The 20,529-nt window shown below is 61.9% G+C and carries 20 protein-coding genes; 14 read left to right on the forward strand and 6 right to left on the reverse strand.

Annotated elements, in window-relative coordinates; genetic code table 11:
* The first annotated feature begins 55 nt into the window (after positions 1-55).
* Both V3587_RS22940 and V3587_RS22945 read left to right on the forward strand, forming a co-directional pair.
* Positions 56-871: a class E sortase gene (locus V3587_RS22940; RefSeq protein WP_283377269.1), complete on the forward strand. Its 816-nt coding sequence runs from the start codon at positions 56-58 to the stop codon at positions 869-871.
* Entirely contained in the window at positions 872-1,024 is a 153-nt protein-coding gene (locus V3587_RS22945) for a hypothetical protein (RefSeq protein ID WP_003945315.1), read from the forward strand. It begins immediately after the preceding gene.
* Positions 1,025-1,235: 211 nt separating this feature from the next.
* On the opposite strand, the gene V3587_RS22950 is transcribed toward V3587_RS22945, so the two are convergent.
* Positions 1,236-1,505, reverse strand: a complete 270-nt coding sequence (locus tag V3587_RS22950) for a putative quinol monooxygenase (protein WP_231915233.1) — start codon at positions 1,503-1,505, stop codon at positions 1,236-1,238.
* A gap of 225 nt (positions 1,506-1,730) precedes the next feature.
* Between V3587_RS22950 and V3587_RS22955 the strand changes: the two genes are divergently transcribed.
* A complete protein-coding gene (locus V3587_RS22955; RefSeq protein WP_003945365.1) occupies positions 1,731-3,908 on the forward strand; it encodes a glutamine synthetase III family protein in 2,178 nt (725 codons plus the stop codon).
* An 83-nt stretch (positions 3,909-3,991) separates the two neighbouring features.
* On the opposite strand, the gene V3587_RS22960 is transcribed toward V3587_RS22955, so the two are convergent.
* The gene (locus V3587_RS22960) at positions 3,992-5,326 is read right to left on the reverse strand and encodes a DUF4185 domain-containing protein (protein WP_283377282.1); all 1,335 of its coding nucleotides are present in this window, start codon (positions 5,324-5,326) and stop codon (positions 3,992-3,994) included.
* A gap of 268 nt (positions 5,327-5,594) precedes the next feature.
* Here V3587_RS22960 and gdhA point away from each other — a divergent pair, with 268 nt between their 5' ends.
* The 4 genes from gdhA to V3587_RS22980 all read left to right on the forward strand — a co-directional run bounded on the left by gdhA (position 5,595) and on the right by V3587_RS22980 (position 9,600).
* Complete coding sequence (gdhA, locus tag V3587_RS22965) at positions 5,595-6,938, forward strand: NADP-specific glutamate dehydrogenase (protein WP_283377270.1); 1,344 nt, start codon at positions 5,595-5,597, stop codon at positions 6,936-6,938.
* 484 nt (positions 6,939-7,422) lie between these two features.
* Positions 7,423-8,682 (forward strand): PucR family transcriptional regulator, encoded by a 1,260-nt coding sequence (locus V3587_RS22970; protein ID WP_003945374.1) that lies wholly within the window; start codon positions 7,423-7,425, stop codon positions 8,680-8,682.
* Between the two features lie 363 nt (positions 8,683-9,045).
* Positions 9,046-9,189, forward strand: coding sequence for a hypothetical protein (locus tag V3587_RS22975; RefSeq protein ID WP_003945326.1), 144 nt, complete (start codon positions 9,046-9,048; stop codon positions 9,187-9,189).
* A 243-nt stretch (positions 9,190-9,432) separates the two neighbouring features.
* Positions 9,433-9,600 carry a hypothetical protein gene (locus V3587_RS22980; protein WP_003945367.1) on the forward strand — a complete coding sequence of 56 codons (168 nt, stop codon included), beginning with the start codon at positions 9,433-9,435 and terminating at the stop codon, positions 9,598-9,600.
* A gap of 154 nt (positions 9,601-9,754) precedes the next feature.
* On the opposite strand, the gene V3587_RS22985 is transcribed toward V3587_RS22980, so the two are convergent.
* From V3587_RS22985 to V3587_RS22995, 3 genes are read right to left on the reverse strand one after another with little or no spacing between them, the layout of a single operon-like run.
* Entirely contained in the window at positions 9,755-10,000 is a 246-nt protein-coding gene (locus tag V3587_RS22985) for a hypothetical protein (RefSeq protein ID WP_003945295.1), read from the reverse strand.
* Positions 10,001-10,013: 13 nt separating this feature from the next.
* On the reverse strand, positions 10,014-11,186 hold the full coding sequence (locus V3587_RS22990) for a fatty acid desaturase family protein (RefSeq protein ID WP_003945297.1): 1,173 nt from the start codon (positions 11,184-11,186) through the stop codon (positions 10,014-10,016).
* A 35-nt stretch (positions 11,187-11,221) separates the two neighbouring features.
* A complete protein-coding gene (locus tag V3587_RS22995; protein ID WP_054187159.1) occupies positions 11,222-12,355 on the reverse strand; it encodes a ferredoxin reductase in 1,134 nt (377 codons plus the stop codon).
* Between the two features lie 168 nt (positions 12,356-12,523).
* On the opposite strand from V3587_RS22995, the gene V3587_RS23000 reads away from it, so the two are divergent.
* The 3 genes from V3587_RS23000 (at position 12,524) to V3587_RS23010 (ending at position 14,991) form a co-directional block, all read left to right on the forward strand.
* Positions 12,524-13,219 carry a TetR family transcriptional regulator gene (locus V3587_RS23000; RefSeq protein ID WP_283377271.1) on the forward strand — a complete coding sequence of 232 codons (696 nt, stop codon included), beginning with the start codon at positions 12,524-12,526 and terminating at the stop codon, positions 13,217-13,219.
* A gap of 35 nt (positions 13,220-13,254) precedes the next feature.
* Positions 13,255-14,094 carry an alpha/beta fold hydrolase gene (locus V3587_RS23005; RefSeq protein WP_003945355.1) on the forward strand — a complete coding sequence of 280 codons (840 nt, stop codon included), beginning with the start codon at positions 13,255-13,257 and terminating at the stop codon, positions 14,092-14,094.
* A gap of 75 nt (positions 14,095-14,169) precedes the next feature.
* Complete coding sequence (locus V3587_RS23010) at positions 14,170-14,991, forward strand: acyl-CoA thioesterase (RefSeq protein ID WP_007733332.1); 822 nt, start codon at positions 14,170-14,172, stop codon at positions 14,989-14,991.
* Here the strand turns inward: V3587_RS23010 and V3587_RS23015 are convergent.
* Entirely contained in the window at positions 14,981-16,342 is a 1,362-nt protein-coding gene (locus V3587_RS23015; RefSeq protein ID WP_283377272.1) for an MFS transporter, read from the reverse strand. The two genes, V3587_RS23010 and V3587_RS23015, sit on opposite strands and share 11 nt — an antisense overlap.
* A 128-nt stretch (positions 16,343-16,470) precedes the next feature.
* Here V3587_RS23015 and V3587_RS23020 point away from each other — a divergent pair, with 128 nt between their 5' ends.
* The 4 genes from V3587_RS23020 (at position 16,471) to V3587_RS23035 (ending at position 20,521) form a co-directional block, all read left to right on the forward strand.
* The gene (locus V3587_RS23020; protein WP_054826999.1) at positions 16,471-17,061 is read left to right on the forward strand and encodes a PadR family transcriptional regulator; all 591 of its coding nucleotides are present in this window, start codon (positions 16,471-16,473) and stop codon (positions 17,059-17,061) included.
* Entirely contained in the window at positions 17,058-19,088 is a 2,031-nt protein-coding gene (locus V3587_RS23025; protein WP_283377273.1) for an NADPH-dependent 2,4-dienoyl-CoA reductase, read from the forward strand. Before V3587_RS23020 ends, V3587_RS23025 begins: the two co-directional genes overlap by 4 nt.
* Before the next feature lie 19 nt (positions 19,089-19,107).
* Positions 19,108-19,911, forward strand: a complete 804-nt coding sequence (gene cmrA, locus V3587_RS23030) for a mycolate reductase (RefSeq protein WP_007733327.1) — start codon at positions 19,108-19,110, stop codon at positions 19,909-19,911.
* Between the two features lie 172 nt (positions 19,912-20,083).
* On the forward strand, positions 20,084-20,521 hold the full coding sequence (locus V3587_RS23035; RefSeq protein WP_070160904.1) for a hypothetical protein: 438 nt from the start codon (positions 20,084-20,086) through the stop codon (positions 20,519-20,521).
* Positions 20,522-20,529 lie beyond the last annotated feature (8 nt).

Below are 20,529 nucleotides of genomic sequence, written 5' to 3' on the forward strand. Positions count from 1 at the left end.
ACCAATTCGACACATCAGCTAGCTCTGTAGATCTGTGAAGAGGAGACCCCGGTCCGTGAGCGATACCGAAGTTCCAGGGCGTCGGCGGCCGGGCGCAGGCCAGGTAATCGGCGAACTGCTCCTCACGGCCGGGGTCGTCATCCTGCTGTTCGTCATCTATGAGGCGTTCTGGACCAATATCGTCTCAGGGCGGCTGCAGGACGAGCTCAACAACAGTCTGGAGGAATCCTGGGCCGAAGTCCCCGAATCCTCAGGAGCGATCGATGGTCAGCCGGTGTCCCCGCTGATCCCTGTGCTCGGCGAGGGATTCGCGCGCGTGCATTTCCCCACACTCGGCGCCGCGTACGCAATCGTCGAGGGCACACGCAACGAGGACCTGCGGGCCGGCCCCGGCCACTACCCGGACTCGCAGATGCCCGGCGAAGCCGGAAACTTCGCGCTCGCCGGGCACCGCAATGGTTCCGGCGCAGTCTTCCAACACCTGGATCGACTCGATGCATGCGATGCCGTCGTCGTGGAGACCGAGTTCCAATGGATGACGTACCGGTTGCTCCCACTCGACCAGGCCTCGCCCGAACGTCGCGCTGCGGCGAAAGCCTGCTTGAATCCCGAGCAAGCCGATCGTGTTTCCGAAGGCGACTACGTCCATCTCCTCGGGCGGCGCATCACCGTGCCCGGGGATGTTGCGGTCGTCAACCCGCTGCCCGGAAGCCCTTGGGCCGAGCCCGACGCCACGCTGGAAAGTATGTTGACACTGACCACGTGCCATCCGCTCTACTCGAACAGCGAACGCTTGATCGTCCACGCGGTTCTCGTCGAAACAATCTCGAAGACTTCGGGCACCATTCCCGCGGCATTCCAGGAGCAATGAATGTACGGATACCTCTGGGGAGCGCTCCCCGGCCCCCGACCAGTGAAGGCCCTGCTGGCGATCGTTCTCGTGGTCGCGGTGGTGCTGCTACTCATGGAATTCGTATTTCCTTGGGTGTCAGAGCATATGCCCTACTCCGACGTCACCGTATAGAGCGCCCGTGCAGGTCGGCCGACACCGGCACGAGGCCCGGCTGGAGCCCGAAGGTGCTGTCCTACATCGGACTCGACGGATCTACGATGATTCTGGCGTGTCGATGCAAACCAGTTTCCGCGTGTGTCGGAGCGGGTCGCCTAGTTGACACTCGAGGCTCTCCGGAATGTTCGTTCGACGCCTGAGCGAGCACTGAGACCTGACTCCGCCGCTACAGAACCTTCGTGAAGATCTGCGCCGGCGCTGCCGTCTCGAGCTTGGCCAGCGCCTCAACCAACCTGACGAAGTGCTCGGTATGGGTGTGGGCGTCGAGGTGCTCCTGAGATTCCCATTCCTCCACCAACACGAGCTCGCAGGGATTGTCGGTGCGCTGCAGTAACTCGTAGTTGATGCAGCCGTCCTCTTTTCGGGTCTCGGTGACAAGTTCGTCGTACAACCGAAGCACTTCCGCGAGATCGCCCTGCTCCACTGTGGTTGGCACCAAAACCCTGATCACAAAGACTCTCCGATTCGTCTGACCCGTGTTGACCCCTCCGCTCGAAGTCTGCCGTAGACCTCCGACAGGTCGACATTTCCGTTGTGACTCGAAGTTTGCGGACAGGCGCAATATCTACGAAACACCCCCGATACCGGAGGTTCGTAGGGTTTGCCGAAGTCGGGCTCGCAATCAGCAGCGCAGCCCTGGGCCCGGGCGAGGGGTAAGCACATGAGTGGAAATGCAGTTCGCTTGCAAGCGATCAAGGACGTCGAGGCCTACACACCTCCGGTGGTCAGTTTCACGACCGACGAGACACCCGGAGAGGTGTTCGGAGCCAACGTCTTCAACAAGGTGGTCATGCAGAAGCGACTGCCCAAGCTTGTCTACAAATCGGTGATGGCGACGATCGAGCAAGGCAAACCGCTCGATCCCATGGTCGCCGACGCGGTCGCATCCGCGATGAAGGACTGGGCGTTGGAGAAAGGCGCAACCCACTACGCCCACGTCTTCTATCCGCTTACCGGGTTGACCGCCGAGAAGCACGACAGCTTCCTCGAGCCGGTCGGCGACGGCAGTGCACTGGCGGAGTTCGCCGGCAAGACCTTGATCCAAGGTGAACCCGACGCGTCGAGTTTCCCGAACGGCGGGCTGCGCAACACGTTCGAGGCTCGCGGATACACCGGCTGGGATGTCACGAGCCCGGCCTACGTTCTCGAAAACCCCAACGGCAACACACTGTGTATCCCGACCGTGTTCGTTTCGATGACCGGCGAAGCGCTCGACCACAAGACTCCCCTGCTGCGTTCACAACAGGCAATGGGTTTCCACGCCGAACGAATCCTTAAGTTGTTCGGCCATACCGATCCCGAGCACATCGTGTCGTTCTGCGGACCCGAGCAGGAGTACTTCCTGATCGATCGACACTTCTTCCTCGCCCGCCCCGACCTCCTCAACGCCGGCCGAACACTCTTCGGCGCAAAGCCGCCCAAGGGCCAGGAGTTCGACGACCACTACTTCGGGGCGATCCCGGAACGTGTGCTCGGATTCATGATGGACACCGAGCGGGAACTTTTCAAACTCGGTATCCCCGCCAAGACGCGGCACAACGAGGTTGCGCCCGGCCAGTTCGAAATCGCCCCGATGTTCGAGCGAGGCAACATCGCCGCGGACCACCAGCAGTTGCTGATGACCACTTTCAAGACAATCGCCAAGAAGCACGGCATGGAATGTCTGTTCCACGAGAAGCCGTTCGACGGTGTCAACGGCTCCGGCAAGCACGTCAACTTCTCGCTGGGCAACTCCGAACTCGGCAGTTTGCTTGTCCCCGGCGACAATCCGCATGACAATGCCCAGTTCCTCGTATTCTGCGCCGCAGTCATCCGGGCCGTCCACAAATACGCGGGCCTCCTGCGCGCGTCGGTCGCATCGGCAACCAACGATCACCGCCTCGGCGCCAACGAGGCTCCCCCGGCCATCATTTCGATCTTCCTCGGCGATCAACTGGCCGACGTCTTCGAGCAGATCGCCAAGGGCGCCGCGACATCGTCGAAGGACAAGGGCACCATGATGATCGGCGCCGATACCCTTCCCGTCCTACCGACCGACCCGGGCGATCGCAACCGTACGAGCCCATTTGCCTTCACCGGCAACCGTTTCGAGTTCCGCGCGCCAGGATCGCTGCAAACAGTCAACGGCCCGATGGTCACCATCAACACGATCATGGCCGAGGCCTTGGACTACATGGCCACCGAACTTGAGGCCGCGGTCGCCGACGGCGCCGATTTCGACACCGCCGTCCAGAATCTGCTCACCGAGATCATCACCAACCACGGTGCGGTTGTCTTCAACGGCGACGGTTACTCGGAGAACTGGCAGATCGAGGCCGAGTCTCGCGGCCTGCCGAACCTTCGCACGACGCTGGACGCCCTTCCTGAACTGATCACCGAATCCTCGATGGAACTCTTCGAGAAGTACAAGGTCTTCAACCACCGGGAGATGCACAGCCGCTACGAGGTCGGACTCGAACAGTACGCACTGAGCATCGGCGTCGAGGCACGCCTGGCCGCCGAAATCGGTACGACGCTGATTCTTCCGGCTGCAGTGCGCCACCAGACGGAAGTTGCGCAGAACTTCGTCGCACTGAAGTCTGCCGGCCTCGAACCGGATTCAGCACCGCTCGAAGAAGTGTCGGCGCCCGTTGCGGCTCTGCGCACAGCGCTCGCGGCCCTGCGCGCAGCAATCGACACCGACGCCGGCGAGTCGCCATTCGATCAGGCCAAGCACGCACAGGACGCACTCCTGCCCGCCATGGCAGAGGTACGTGCAGCGGCCGACTTCCTCGAAACCATCGTCGCCGACGATCACTGGCCACTCCCGACGTATCAGGAAATGCTCTTCATTCTCTGAGTATCACCCGAATATCACTACCCACAGAACTATGGCCTGCAACTCGATCGAGTTGCAGGCCATAGTTGTCGAATCTTGCTCGGCTAGCGGTCTTCCGGCATCGTGACTTCGAGTACGCGAGCCTCACCGGTGGTCGCGGGGTCAGGACGATCGCGCGAATCCGACGACGCCATCTGGAGTCCGTTCAAATCGGTCCGCATGTAGATGACGTTGTAACGGTCCCACGTGGTGGCGACGAATTCGAGGAACTGTCCGCTCGCCCACGGGTGCATGAATCCGCCGTACAACGCGGGCAACGTGATTCCACTCAACAGGGTCTGCGTACCACTCCACGGGCCTTGCGGTTGGCCGGCCTGACGGATCACCAGGTTGCCCTCGGCACTGGTGTACATGGCAACGTACTTGTTCAGGTAGTCGTTCCACTGCACTGCGAGTTCACTGACCGGTGCCTTGATGACCTGAACGGCATCGGTATCTCGCGGACTCCAACCGGAGCCGTCCCAGTATTCGTAGGCGCCGAGATTTCTGATGTCGGCGCCGGCCACTCGCGCCAGGATCGCCTTACCGAAACGACCTGAGGGAGTTCCGTATTCGTAAATGTAGCCGTCCCGACCGTCGAGGAAGGCGCTCTGCTGGAAGTTGGAATTGATCGGCGATACTGCCGGAATCCCCGGAATGCCAAGTCCTTCGGTATTGGCGCGAACTGTCGCCGGATCGAGTTCCCAGTTCTCACCGTTGTCCGTGGAGAAAGCCAGAGCCGAGTAGTTGGTGGTCCAGGCTCCAGGTTCGTCCCACGACCGAACGGACATGAATCTGATGTACTGCACACCACCGTAAGAGATTCCAGCGGTCGGGATGGTGGTGAACTCACCCGGAATGCCGAATCCCGGAATGATCTCCTTGGAATGATTGGGGCCGTCCAAAGGAGAACTGTCGATCTTCATCCCGTCGGCAATGGCGGTGTCGTTGCTGCGGAACAATACGTTGCTGCGCCAGTCGTCACCCGGGGTGTCGCAGTCGCCCACCGTGTCGCCGAATGCCATCAGCACGTCGTGATCCGGCCCCGAAAGACCGTTGTCCCACATGATTCCGAGGTCGGTACCCGACACGTTGAACCGCTCGATGGTGTTGTTGGGACTGCCTGGGCCAGTGACCATTTCGATCGCCTTGGTCCGGCCGGTCAGCACCGGCAGAGCACCGTTGGGGGCGCCGGTGATCCAAGGCAGCGCGTTGGCGAGGGAGCCGGTACCGGCGGATCCACTGCCGAGCGATCCGGTCAGCGAGCCGAGCGAACCCGTCATCGATCCGGCGGAACCACTTCCTCCCGAACCGCACGGTCCACCGATCGCCGACGCAGACGGTGCTGCGGCAATCGTCGCGGCAATCGTGACGACGCCTATCGACAACATCGCCGACATGGAGTGTTTATTACGCACGTGCAGCCCCTCTGATCATTTCGACTCGTTCGGACCACAGGCACAGTGATCCCCGACCGCAGAAGCAAACCATTTGGACTGTGTTAAGAGAGTGAAAGCTGAGCAAATTGTTATAAATCGCCCGTTCAACTGACACAAGTGACAGCTGTGTCCGATTTCACCTTCACAGGACAGTTGTCCGATACAGCAATAAAGGCGCCTAGTATGTAACGGAAATGTAAAAGAGTTCTCACAACGAGGTAGGTGAGCGGTGTCCGTACGTGACCGCGTAGCGCAGATTTACGATCAGGTTTTGGTTCGCAATGCAGGAGAGCCCGAGTTCCATCAGGCCGCCGCAGAGGTCTTCGAGTCTCTTCACGTAGTGCTCGAACGCCACCCCCGCTACGCCGACGCCGGACTCATCGAGCGGCTCTGCGAGCCGGAACGCCAGATCATCTTCCGCGTGCCGTGGACCGACGACCAGGGCAACGTTCACGTCAACCGCGGCTTCCGCGTGCAGTACAACAGTGCACTCGGCCCCTACAAGGGCGGCCTGCGCTTCCACCCCAGCGTCAACCTGGGCATCGTGAAGTTCCTCGGCTTCGAGCAGATCTTCAAGAACTCACTCACCGGCCTGCCCATCGGCGGCGGCAAGGGTGGCTCGGACTTCGATCCCAAGGGCCGCTCCGACGCAGAGGTCATGCGCTTCTGTCAGTCCTTCATGACCGAACTGCAGCGTCACATCGGTGAATACACCGACGTTCCGGCCGGCGACATCGGCGTCGGCGGTCGCGAGATCGGCTACCTGTTCGGTCAGTACAAGCGGCTGACCAACACGTACGAGTCGGGCGTCCTCACCGGCAAGGGCATCACCTGGGGCGGATCGCAGGTTCGCACCGAGGCCACCGGCTACGGCGTCGCGTACTTCGTCGCCGAAATGCTCAAGGCAAAGGGTGAAGGCCTCGAAGGCAAGAACGTCGTGATCTCCGGATCCGGCAATGTCGCCATCTACGCAATCCAGAAGATCCACCAGCTCGGCGGCGTCGCGATCGCCTGCTCGGATTCCTCGGGATACATCGTGGACAAGAAGGGCATCGATCTCGACCTCCTCAAGGAGATCAAGGAAGTTCGCCGCGGCCGCATCAGCGAGTACGCCGACGCAGTTCCGCATGCCGAGTTCATCGCCGACGGTTCCATCTGGGACGTGCCGTGCGACGTCGCACTCCCCTGCGCGACTCAGAACGAGCTCGACGAAGATGCCGCAAAGACCTTGATCACCAACGGCGTTCAGGCCGTTGCCGAAGGCGCGAACATGCCCACCACCCCCGGTGGCATCCAGCTCTTCCGTGACGCGAACGTAGCCTTCGCACCCGGCAAGGCGGCCAACGCCGGTGGCGTTGCAACCTCCGCTCTCGAAATGCAGCAGAATGCTTCGCGTGATTCCTGGAGCTTCGAGTACACCGACGAGCGTCTCGCCGGAATCATGCGCGGCATCCACAAGCGCACCATCAACACCGCTGCCGAGTACGGAAAGCCCGGCGACTACGTGCACGGCGCGAACATTGCCGGCTTCGTGAAGGTGGCCGACGCCATGATTTCACTGGGCGTCATCTAGAGATTTCCGCACCACAGACAGCAGTACAAAAAGGGTGATTTCACCCTGAACCGGTTCCCGTACATCGGACTGGTCGAATCAATACCTAGGCCTCGAGGGCCCTGGGTCCGCGAGGACCCAGGGCCCTCGAGCTTGCTCCGAGCAAATCGCCCGCGACGAGCACCGTAGGCGCGGCAATGATCCCAGACGGAACTCGTGGTGTCCTCCGAAACCGTTTTCCGCTCTGACGTCGAAAAACACCGTAAGTGGACGATTGTTTAGGTCCCCAGCGCGTGGGGCATATGGACTTATCTTCACATTTGTCCATTTCACAGTTGGACGATCGTTCATGTGGTAGAAATCACAACGCCTGGCGCAATTCGATCCGCAAATTTCAGCGGCGAGTATGCCCCCGAACAAGGCCTCAGCGTGTACCCCGCTTCGTAACGCGCCGAGCCTCCGGGTGCCTGTGCCAGGCGACGCACCTGTCTAGAGGAGGCCACCCATGTCCCCAGCGCTGCTGAACAACCCGGGACCGCTCATGTTGGGAGGCAAGCCCGCCTCCACAGCGGTCAACGACGTCATCCCACTGGCAAGCGATCTCGTAGATCACCTGTCCCGTGCCAACCCGACGTTGACTTCCCTCCAAACGGAGGCAGTACGTCGGGAACTGATTGCGGTGATCGTGCAGGGGCTCCAAGTGGGGATCCAGCTATTGGATCACCGCAAACTTCCCACCGACCAAGAGTTGGACGGCATTCACACGATGACCGTCCAACAAGCATTGAAAGGCGTGCCACTCAGCGCGATCCTCAACTTGACCAACGAGGGCATCAGCACTTTTCGCACCCTCATCCTCAGCCGGGCCGACGCCGAGGACTCCGCCAATCTCGGGGATCTCAACGAGTTCTTGTTCGCACTTGCGCAGCGGCTTCACTCGTTCATCTCGATCAGCTATCTCTCGGCTCTTCCAGCCGGTTCCCAACTCGGGGAGTACTCCGCCGGCGCCCTCGTGAAGGCCATGCTGGACGGCGACGATCCCACCCAGCTTGCGTTGCAGATGGGCGTTGAACTCGCACCCCGCTATCTCGTCCTGCGGCTCCTGGTGAACCTGCCGCCCATCCGCCCGGGAGCACGCAACGGCAACCACCAGCGCATACAGGCCTACCGTGACCTCTCCGTCGCTCAATCGAAAATCGCGGCCCACTTCGGGTCGGCACTGCTCGAAGCTCCTGCACCGCAACGTGGTCTGGTGCTGATCGAGGGCACGCCCGACTGGGGAACAGTGTGCGAGGTCATCCAACGCGCACGCGCGACGGTCGGGGTGGAGATCACAGCAATCGCCGAGAACGCAGCGGTACGAGATATCGCCGCCGCCCAAGCAACCACTCACGAATTGGCGCAACTCGTGCGGCGCCTGAGACTGCCGGCGCGGTCCTACCGAATGGAAGACCTCGCGCTCGAGTATCAACTCACTCGGGGTGGCGCAGGCCGCGACAGCTTGATCAATCTTCTCAAGCCACTCGACGGCAATCCGGAACTGCTGCAGACATTGTCCATACATCTCGCCAACGGCCAGCATCGTCAGCGCACCGCGTCGGCGCTCGGCCTGCACACCAACACCGTCGACAATCGAATCAAGCGCATCGCAACCCTGACCGGATTGGATCCGGCCCTGCCCTCTGAACTGCTCAAACTGCGCGCTGCCATGATCTCGCTGACCTTCGCAAGCACTGATGTGGACAATCGTCCAGCGAAAATGTGAACACTCACATCCTCGCTATTAGCTGTCCACGTGTGGCGCCTGGACCCCACTTTTCCGCTCCGAACCGGGCTATAAAAGTGTGGTGCGAATCACCGCGCAAACCAGTAACAATTAAGGGGAAACACATGATCAACGGCCAGGATAACGCTCTCCTCGGTGCCTTCTTCGACACCATCCTGCAGCTCTTCAACGCGGGCAGCACCGGCACGGGCTCGACGGATGGCGGCGGCGTCTCCTAGGACGAATCTCGGGCCCTGTGCGAGAGAATCTCTCGCACAGGGCCCGCTCCAAGCCGCCTGACACTGTGATGGCGGTGACCACGGTGACCACCACGTCGCCACCGCTGAAACCAGGAGCAAGCACATGATCGCCGCACCAACCACAGGCGCTTTGGCCGTCGTTTTGAACACCGTCCTACAGATGTTCAACGCCGGCAGCAGTTTCCTCTACACCGACAACTCTCCGATTGGCGGCGGCGGCGAAACTCCCACGACGCCTGCTCCCTGATCGACTTACCCGCTCGCATCACACAGTCGCGGCACAGACAGGAACCACCGTGATAAACCAGCACACCCTGGGCAGCCTGGTCATCGACTTCGGCTCACTCTCCCGAGCACTCGGCTTCGGCAACGGCTCCATCGTGTCGCTCGGCAGCACCGGAAGTGGCTGAAACAGCCCGCCTGACCACGTCGACGATCCCGTCGCCGCTCACCTTCTCACCACATCTCGAAACAGAAAGCAGGTCCCCCTGTGCCTACAATTCCGCTCACCGGCGACCCCATCGTCATCAACATCATCGTCCAGCTACTGAGCGCGGGCAGCAGCAATGCACTCGCACTGGGCGGAGTCGGTAGCAGCGGTCTCGGTAGCACCGGGCTCGGCAGCTTCGACTCGGCGAGCCTCGGCAGCGCTGCTTAGGACCTCACTTGTGATCGGCGTTCGATCCGCGTCTTCGGCCGCCGAGGCAGTCCACGAAACCCGCGTTGCCCTCCGTCATCTGTGACGGAGGGCAACGCGGTCGTTCAGGCGAGACGGCTCGCGGTTGCGCGATCAGGCCGTCCGCCGCGGTGGATCAACGCCAGTCTTCAGGTGGATCGCTGTCGTCGTGCTCGATGGTCACGGACTCCGAACGATCGTCAGCTGCAGCCTTTTTCGCTGCTTCACGCATCTCGATTCCGTCGGACACCCAGTCGCCGATCTCGCGCGTCACGTCTCGAACGGCCCCGGCGATGATCATCGCGATCGAGCCCACGTGGTTGGCTGCACTTTCGGTCAGTTCCTGGACCGTGTCCTTGCGGCGTTCGAATTTCCCGACCATCAGTGTGTGCCTCTCAGGCTGCAGTTCGCTGGCGCTCGACGATAACACCGGGAGGGGTCGTCGACTTGACCAAACCGGGCGGAAGAGCGAGCTTGAAGATCTTGCCCCATACCGAACCGATCTGCTTGAAGAACCCACCGGTGTTGTACGGCAAACCGTACTTCCCGCACAATTCTTTCACCTGGGGAGCGAGTTCCGGATAACGATGCGCAGGCAGGTCCGGGAACAGGTGGTGCTCGATCTGGTGCGAGAGGTTGCCGGACATGATGTGGAAGAGCGGGCTTCCCTCGATGTTGGCGCTGCCGAGCATCTGACGCACGTACCACTGCCCGCGAGTCTCGTCGGCCGTCTCGTCCTCGGTGAAACTCTGGACACCGGTGGGGAAATGGCCACAGAAGATGATCGAGTACGTCCACACGTTCCGGACCAGGTTGGCGGTGACATTCCCCGCGAGAGTGGTCACGAACAGCGGCCCCGTGAGAACCGGGAAGATGACGTAGTCCTTGAGGACCTGCTTGCCCGCCTTGTTCCACCAGCCCTTCAGGAGCGGCTTGACGTCGTGCCACTTGCGCTTGCCCTGAATGACGTTCTCGATCTCGAGATCGTGCATCATCACGCCCCACTCGAAGAGCACCATCAAGGCGAAGGCCCAGACCGGATTACCGAGGTAATAGGGGTTCCACTTCTGCGCGTCGTCGATACGCAGGATGCCGTATCCGATGTCGCGGTCTTTGCCGAGAATATTGGTGTACGTGTGATGCATGTAGTTGTGCGAGTGACGCCACTGGTCGGCCGGGCACACCGTATCCCATTCGAAGACTTCGGAATTGAGCCCTGGTTCACGCATCCAGTCGTACTGACCGTGCATGACGTTGTGGCCGATCTCCATGTTGTCGAGGATCTTGGACACGCTCAATGCACCGACTGCCGCGAGCCACACCGGAGGCAGGAAGCCCAGGTACATCAAGCCGCGACCTGCGACCTCGAACCCGCGCTGAGCCTTGATGATCTTGTAGATGTACTCCCGATCCTCCGCCCCGAGCGAGGCGACGGTGCGATCGCGCAATGCGTCCAACTCGCGGCCGATCTCCTCGACCTGCTCGTACGTCAGGACTACGGGAGCGTCGTCCTTCGCATCGGAACCGTTGCCGAGGAACGGGAGGGTGGGAAGTGAAAGTCCAAACATGTCGGTCTCCAGACAGTCGTGTGGAAAATGGGACTTCAGATGTCGACGGTGACGTCGCCGACGGGAGCACTGACGCACAGCTGGATCTTCTTGTCCGGCTCGTCGTCTGTCTCACCGGTGCGCACGTTTCGGGTACGGCCCGCCTTCTTGACGGAGGTGCAGGAGAAGCAGATTCCCATCCGGCATCCGTACTCGGGTTTGAGGCCCGCAGCTTCTGCTTGTTCGAGAAGTGTTTCGCCGGAGTTCTCGGCCGCCACCCCACTTTTGGTGAACGACACCTCGCCGCCGGCCTCCCCCGGCTCGGCCACCGCCGGCGCGAACTCCTCGGTGTTGAGCAAGTGCTCGACGTCGACCTCACGGAACACCTCACGCACTCCCCGCATCAGACCGGGAGGTCCGCAAAGATAAGCCTGGGCGTCGATCGTGTCCGGATCGGCGATCCACGGAGCCACGGCGTCGAGGTGCCCGCGATCGAAGAAACCTTCGAGGTCACCTCCACCGCTTTCGGTGTACACGAGTACCAGTTTCACGTTCGGGTTCTGCTCGGCGATGGTCTTCAGCGCGCGCGTGTATGCCACGTCGGAATCGGTGTTCGCGTAATGCACGAACACGATCTCGCCCGAGTGATCCTCCTCCACCAGCGTCCGAAGCATCGACATGACCGGGGTGATTCCACTGCCGCCACTGATCAACAACACCCGACGCGGGCGGTCGACGGGAAGGGAGAACACCCCGTCTGCCTGCGAGAGGCTGACAACGAGTCCGGGTGCCGCGTTGGCGTACAGATACTGCGACACCAGGCCACCCGGATGCGCTTTCACGGTGAGCTCGATCAGCCCACTGCGCGTAGACGCGCCCCCGGCCGGCGAGTAGCAGCGAGTGTGACGAACACCGTCGATCACCACGCCCAACTGCACGAACTGGCCCGCCTGAAAACCGCGCCACTGGCGAGTCGGGCGCAGCGTGAGAGTGACTGAGTCAGCCGTCGGATGGTCGACGGCGACAACCTGCGCGCGAATGTCACGAACGGTCGCCATCGGGTTGACCAACTCGAGGTATCGGTCGATCTGATGTGGAGCAGCCATGGCTTCGATCAGTCCCACCAAGGACAGTCCGCGTCGAGGTGTGGACTTCGGTGTCGTGTTCTCAGGAGCAGATGCGATTGTCATGACCCTCCTCGTACTTCGATTGCCGGGTATTTCGATTGCTGGGCTAGCTTCCCCCGACTGCGTGAATTCAGTGTACAAATGTTCACCGAAGATAGTGTGACAGGTGCACACAAGTACATGTCAACAAGAATGTGATCCGAGTTACACGAGTTGCCGAAAGGAGCCGGAATGCCTGTACCTACACTCGACGTCGTGACGAAGGCCGGACCGGTGAACCCAGAGCGCAGGGAACCCGACAACAGGGAGCCGGAAAGTCGTGCCGCAAAGAAGGAACGCACACGCCAAGCACTCCTGGACACTGCCATGGACCTCTCGGCCGATCGCGGCTTCGCCGGAATCAGCTTGCGAGAGGTAGCCAGGGAAGCCGGGATCGTTCCGACGGCGTTCTACCGCCACTTCGCTTCACTGGAGGACGTCGGTGTCGTCCTCGTCGAAGAGAGCATGCGCATGTTGCGCCAGATGCTGCGCGACGCAAGGCGTAATCCCAGCACCAAGGACGCCGCTACGTCACTGGACATCCTTGTGCGACAAGTGCATACACACGAGCGACAGTTTCGGTTCCTCTGCCGCGAACGCTACAGCGGCGTCAGTGAGGTACGACGTGCTATAGCCACTGAAATGCGGTTGTTCGTCAGCGAACTGACCATCGACCTCTCCAGAATTGCCGGACTGGAAAGCTGGTCGTCGGACGATCTGGAAATGGCTGCCGACCTGATCGTCTCGACGATGTTCAGCGCTGTCGTCGAACTGCTGGACGCCGGGACGGCCGGGTATCGCGACGAAGCCGCCGTCATCACACGAGCCGAGAAGCAACTGCGAGTCATCATGCTCGGAATGGCCACCTGGAATCCACCTCGAAACTGACCTCGGGTTCACCTTTTCGACGTACGGTGAGAGTCATGTCTTCCACGAGTACATACGAAATCCCCGTTGGCGACCTCACCTTCGACGTACTGATCTCGGGCCCGGACGACGGCATTCCGCTGGTAGCGCTGCATGGCTTCCCGGAGAGCGCCGCATCCTGGGGCAAGGTCACACCACTGCTCACCGCAGCGGGCTACCGCGTAATCGCACCGAATCAGCGCGGTTACTCCGCCGGCGCACGCCCCGAAGGGGTGGATGCCTACAAGATCGAGCACCTGGTAGCCGACGTCGTCGGATTGCTCGACGCGCTCGGCCTGTCCGACGCGCATCTTGTCGGTCACGACTGGGGTTCGGCGGTCGCCTGGCAGGTCGCCGGTCGCCATCCGAACCGGATCCGCAGCCTGACGGCGATCTCGGTCCCCCACCCCACCGCCTTCGGTTGGGCACTCCGCGAGGACGAGGACCAAAAACAACGCTCGTCGTACATCGGACTTCTCCGACAGGAGGGCAAAGCCGAGGAAGTGTTGTCGGAGGACAACTTTCGCCGGCTGCGCGCCATGTTCGACGGCCAGATCGATCCTGAATTCGCCGACGAGCACATTCGTGTCCTGAGCGGGGAGGGCGCGCTGACCGGCGCCTTGAACTGGTACCGCGCGATGACCCGCGACTTCGGCGACATCGATCGCACCACCGTGCCGACCACGTATGTCTGGAGCACCGGCGACACAGCGCTCGGCCGCGCAGGCGCAGAACGCTGTGGTGAATTCGTGGACGCCCCCTACGAGTTCGTCGTGCTCGACGGCGGAAGTCACTGGATTCCGGAAGAGCGAGCCGAAGAGTTGGCCGAGGCGATCCTCGCACGTGCAGGATCCTGATCGCCGCGACGAATTCGGCTCTATGTATGTTGTCATACATAGAGCCGAATTGATTCCATCACCAGGAGTTCTGCGATGACCGAGACCGTTGCACCACCCCATCCTTTCGACGCTGCTGTCGGATTGACGCCACTCACCGCCGGCTTGTCGACCGGCGAGACCAATCCGGCGTACAACAACATGGTCGGGCCGTTCGGCGGCGTCACCGCTGCCACGTTGCTCGAATCTGTACTGAAGCACCCCGAACGCCTCGGCGATCCGCTGTCGTTGACCGTCAACTTTGCCGGTCCGATCACCGAGGGCGCCTTCGAGATCTCCGCCCGGCCGGTGCGCACCAACCGCTCGACGCAACACTGGTCCATCGAACTTTCTCAGGACGGAACCGTCGCCACTACCGCGACGGCAGTGTTCGGTACCAGGCGTGAAACCTGGTCGTCTACCGAGATCACGATGCCGGAAGTTCCGTCGGCCGAAGACGTTACGCTGCTGCCGTTCCCCGAGTTCATCGCCTGGGCACAGAACTACGAGATGCGCTTTGTCGAGGGTGCGATCCCCGACCTGGAGTCGGGCGAGCATCCCGACTCGACAACGACGCTCTGGGTGCGCGATCAACCGGCACGCGCTCTCGACTTCACGTCGCTGACCGCACTGTGCGATGTCTTCTTCCCACGAGTTTTCTTGCGCCGAGGCAAGATGGCTCCGGCTGGGACGGTCTCGATGACCATCTACTTCCACGCCGACGCTCAGACGCTGACCGAACAGGCAGACAATTCCGTGCTGGGAACCGCGCGGACCCAACGGTTCGGCAACGGGTACTTCGATCAGTCGGCCGAAATTTGGGGCAGTGACGGCGCATTGCTCGCTACGACACACCAGTTGGTCTACTTCAAGGATTGACGGGAAGCGCACTGTCCCCTTCCGGCGCTTTCACCATCGACAATGCGGCAAGACCGACGCCGAGAACCACCAGCAGTCCGATGATGCCGGCACGGTCTGCACCGAAGAGCCAAGCAAACAGGCCGAACAGTGTCGGCGCCAAAAACGACACTGCTCGGCCTGTGGTCGCATACAGGCCGAACATCTGACCTTCACGCCCAGGCGGGGTGATGCGCGCCAAGAAGGTTCGTGCCGAAGACTGAGCGGGCCCGACGAAGAGGCAGAGCGCGAGACCGAAGATCCAGAACATCACCGGCCCTGACACCGCGATCAATATTGCGCCGACCACGATCATCGACGCCAGCGAGACGGTGATGACCTGTTTCGGTCCGATCCGATCGTCGAAACGTCCGGCCACCAATGCACCGATTGCGGAAATCACGTTGGCCGCAACACCGAACAACAGCACGTCGGCCGCACTGATCCCGTAGACGTTGACAGCCAGCACGGCTCCGAAGGTGAACACGCCCGCGAGACCGTCACGAAAGAGCGCGCTCGCGATCAGGTACCAGATCGTGCGCCTGTCGACGTTCCAGAGTTCGCGCAGATCGCGCCACAACACCCGATAGGAGTCGAGGAACCCGGCCTTGGACGCTCCCGGATCGACCGCGGGGCTGGGCAACTCTGGAACCTTGAAGAACACCGGAATTGCGAAGACCGCGAACCACACTGCAGCCAGCAGTGCCACCATCCGGATGTTCATGCCGCCGTCGGTGGTCAATCCCAGGAATCCCCGAGTGTCACCGTCGCCGACGATGAACCCTAAGTAGCACAGCAACAGCAGCACGATTCCGCCGAAATATCCCATGGCCCAGCCGAAGCCGGAGACTCTACCCAGATTCTCCGGTGTCGACACCTGCCGCATCATGGCGTTGTAGGGAACGCCGGCAAGCTCGAAGATCACCGAACCGATTGCGAGCAGAACCAATCCGAGCCACAGATAGCGGTAGTTGTCCTCGACGAAGTAGAGGCCCGCCATCGAGAGCACGGTGATGCCGGTCAGTATCGCGAGCGAGAGTTTACGTTTACCCGACGCATCGAAACGTTGTCCGGTGATCGGAGCGAGAATCGCGATGAAGAAGCCGGCGATTCCGAGTGCCCAGCTGAGCCACGTAGTTGCCGAAATCGTGCCGGGAAGGTCGTCACCGACCGCGTCGGTGAGATAGACCGAGAAGACGAACGTGAGGATCACTGCGTTGAATGCGGCCGATCCCCAATCCCACAGCCCCCATGCGAACACTTGACTCTTCGTGGCCGCACCGCCGATGCCTGCGGGTGGCTCTGCCTGCGTGCTCGTGGACTCGGCGCTCATACGGCGAAGCCTAACTGCGCGCGGGCGACTCGGCGCCTCTCTCCGAAGTCGACATACAAGACGCTCTATGCACCCGAGTTAGTACGCACTTAGTTGCATAGGCACCTGAGTGCATAGATACTTTTTCCATGGCACTCGAACATGCGTTGCTCGTCTCCCTTTCCGAACAGGATGCGTCGGGATACGACCTCACACGCCGGTTCGACAAGTCGATCGGCTTCTTCCACAGCGCGACGCACCAGCAGATCTACCGAGTCCTCAAGCGAATGGACGAGGCAGGCTGGGTGGAGGTGGAGGCCATCGCGCAGGACGGCCGACCGGACAAGAAGATGTACCGCGTCAGCGATGCCGGCCGCGCCGAACTGACCCGATGGATCGCAGAGCCGTCCGAACCGAACCACCTGCGCAACGAGTTGGCCATCAAGATCAGGGCCGCTGCGCACGCCGATCTCCCCGCTCTACGACGCGAAGTCGCTCGCCACCGCGACGGCCACGCCGCCCGCCTCGACGTCTACCGACTCATCGAAAAGCGTGACTTCCCCAATCCAGCAGCGCTTTCCGGCTCTTCGCTGCACCAGTACCTCGTACTTCGCGGCGGCATTCGCGTCGAGGAAGGATTCACCGACTGGTGCCAGGAAGTTCTGGACGCACTGCCCACTGGCGAGTACGCCACCGAAGACACTGGCGAGTACGCCACGGAAGGACATCTTCAGTCATGACGGATACACAGTTTCCCCGCCTGCTCGAACCGCTCGACCTCGGATTCACGACGCTGAAGAACCGCGTCGTCATGGGATCGATCCACACCGGCCTCGAAGATCGCGCGAAGGACACCGACCGCTTGGCCGAGTACTTCGCCGAACGTGCCCGTGGCGGAGTCGGCTTGATCATCACCGGCGGCTACGCGCCCAACCGCACCGGTTGGCTCTTACCCTTCGGCGCCAAGCTGACCAACCGCATCGAAGCGCGCCGTCACCGCCGGATCACCAAGGCGGTTCACGACGCGGGTGGAAAGATCGCCATGCAGATCCTGCACGCCGGCCGCTACAGCTACCAGCCGTTCAGTGTCTCCGCGTCGTCGATCAAGGCCCCCATCAATCCGTTCCGTCCGCGCAAGCTGACCGGCCGTGGGGTGCGTTGGCAGATCCGCAACTACGTTCGCTGCGCGCGTCTGGCCAAGTCCGCGGGTTACGACGGCGTCGAAATCATGGGCGGTGAGGGCTACTTCATCAACCAGTTCCTCTGCGAGCGCACGAACAAGCGCACCGACCAGTGGGGCGGCAGTTCCGAGAACCGTCGACGCATGGCAGTCGAAATCGTGCGACGCACACGCAAGACCGTCGGCCCGAACTTCATCATCGTGTTCCGGTTGTCGATGGCAGACCTGGTCGAGGGCGGTCAGACCTGGGATGAAATCGTCTCATTGGCAAAGGAAGTCGAAGCTGCCGGCGCCACGATCATCAACACCGACATCGGATGGCACGAGTCACGGGTGCCCACCATCGTCACCTCGGTTCCCCGAGCAGCCTTCGTCGACATCACCGGCAAACTCGAGAAGCACGTCGACATTCCGGTAGCCGCCTCGAATCGGATCAACATGCCCGAGACTGCCGAAGAGATCCTCAACCGCGGTGACGCGCAGTTGATTTCGATGGCCAGGCCGATGCTCGCCGATCCCGACTGGGTGAACAAGGCCGAGCGCGGAGCGTCCGACGAGATCAACACGTGCATCGCCTGCAACCAAGCCTGCCTCGACCACGCCTTCGTTCACAAGCAGGTCTCCTGCCTGCTCAATCCGCGCGCGGGCCGTGAGACCACGCTGATCCTCTCCCCCACTCGGCGGACCAAGAATCTCGCCGTCGTCGGCGCCGGTCCTGCCGGACTTTCCGCAGCACTCAATCTTGCTCAGCGTGGTCATTCGGTCACGTTGTTCGAGGCCTCGGACAAGATCGGCGGACAGTTCGGGATCGCACAGCTCATTCCGGGTAAGGAAGAGTTCGCCGAAACCATTCGCTACTACACCCGCATGCTGGACGTGGCCGGAGTGACAGTCAAGCTCGAAACCCGCGTCGCACCAGCAGATCTCATCGGATCCTTCGACGAAGTCGTGGTTGCCACCGGCGTGACGCCGCGCGTTCCCAAGATCCCCGGCATCGAGAACCCGAAGGTGCTGACCTACGCCGAGGTCGTCCGAGAGGGCAAGCCCGTCGGCAAGTCCGTCGCCGTCATCGGTGCCGGCGGCATCGGCGTCGACGTGAGCGAATTCCTCACGCACCCCACTTCCCCCACTCTTCATCTCAAGGAGTGGAAGCAGGAATGGGGCGTCACCGAACCCGAAATGGCCCCGGGCGCTCTCACCACTCCGGTACCAGAGCTCTCCGAGCGGGAGGTCTATCTCCTCCAACGCAAGCCAGGACGCATCGGCGCCGGCCTCGCGAAGACCACCGGCTGGGTCCACCGGGCGGCCCTCAAGAACAAGGGCGTCCACGAGCTCTCGGGCGTCAACTACGAGCGCATCGACGACGCCGGCCTGCATATCACCTTCGGTGAGAAGCACGAGAAGCCCCGACTTCTCGAGGTCGACACCATCGTCATCTGCGCCGGGCAGGAGTCGGTTCGCGATCTGGTGGACGAACTGACCGTCGCGGGTGTGGTGACCCACATCATCGGCGGCGCGGATGTCGCTGGCGAACTCGACGCCAAGCGTGCCATCGAACAGGGCACACGACTGGCCGCGAAGATCTGACCGGCTACGCTGACTGATCGTGAGCCTGCCGACACCCACAACCACAGCCCGCGCCGTAGTGACCGGCGCCTCCTCCGGCATCGGAGAGGCACTGGCCGCTGATCTGGCATCACGCGGACACTCCCTGATCCTCGTTGCCCGTCGTGGCGAGGTCATGGAGGCCCTCGCCGAGAAGCTTCGCGCCGCGCACGGCGTCGAGGTGGAGGTCCGTGCATCGGACCTCTCCGACAGCGCGGCGCGTGCCGTTCTGGTCGAGGAACTCGGTGGCCGCGACATCAGCATCCTGTGCAACAACGCCGGTATCGCCACCTTCGGGCCGATCGCCGAGCTGGACCCGGCCTACGAGCGCGACCAGGTCGAGCTCAACGCCGTTGCAGTGCACGATCTCACGCTGGCCGTGCTGCCCGGCATGCTCGCGCGCAAGTCCGGAGCCATCCTGATGGTCGGGTCCGCGGCCGGCAACATGCCGATCCCCAACAACGCGACGTACGCAGCCACCAAGGCGTTCGTGAACACCTTTGCGGAATCGTTGCGAGGTGAACTCAAGGGCACCGGAGTGAACGTCACCCTGCTCGCCCCAGGCCCCGTACGCACCGAAACCCCGGACCCGGCCGAAGCGTCGATCGTCGACAAGCTCGTCCCGGACTTCTTCTGGATCTCGAGCGAGTACACCGCCAAGGTCTCGCTCGACGGCCTGGCCGAGAACAAAATGCGCGTCGTACCGGGCATCTTGAGCAAGGCGATGTCCGTCGCGGGCGGTTACAGCCCGCGTGCGGTCGTTGCGCCGATCGTGGGCACGTTCTACAAGAAGCTCGGCGGCTGATTCACGCAAACTTCTCAGAGCAGGCCATAGCAGACCGTATAGTCGGTTAATGGCGATGCGAAGAACACTGGCAGTCGGGGCAATCCTTCTTTTGACCGGAGGGTTGCCCTTACTGCTGCCCACGGCAGCGAAGGCATGTTCGTGCGCATCATCGGCTACCCCGGAAGAAGCCGTGAGCGTCTCCAGCACCGTTTTCCTCGGGACTCCGACGGAGAAAACTTCGGACGGATTCGAGGACACCTACCTGTTCGACGTCAGCCGGGTCTACAAAGGCGATCTGGCATCGGTGACGTCGGTGGGGACACTCGCGAACGGGAACGGTTGTGGCACAAGCTACGTGCTCGGCACCGAGCAGCTGATGTTCGTTTCTGCGCCGTACGACGTCGACGCCGAGCACGAGGGGCACAGCTGCGGGCCGGCTACCGAAACCGGGTTCGACATCCAAGCGGCGGTCGAGTCCGTGTACGGCGCCGGTTACGCCCCGAGCCCCGGCGGAACTCCGTCCGTTGGTGTGTCCGCCGACCGATCGACGGTCATCGGCGGAGGCGCCGCGGTGGCATTGCTCGCGGTGCTCGGTTGGTTCGGATGGAAGCGGCGGCGAGCACAGTGAGTCGACAG

It is taken from the genome of Rhodococcus sp. IEGM 1306 (genome assembly GCF_036541985.1).
Classification (GTDB): domain Bacteria; phylum Actinomycetota; class Actinomycetes; order Mycobacteriales; family Mycobacteriaceae; genus Rhodococcus_F; species Rhodococcus_F qingshengii.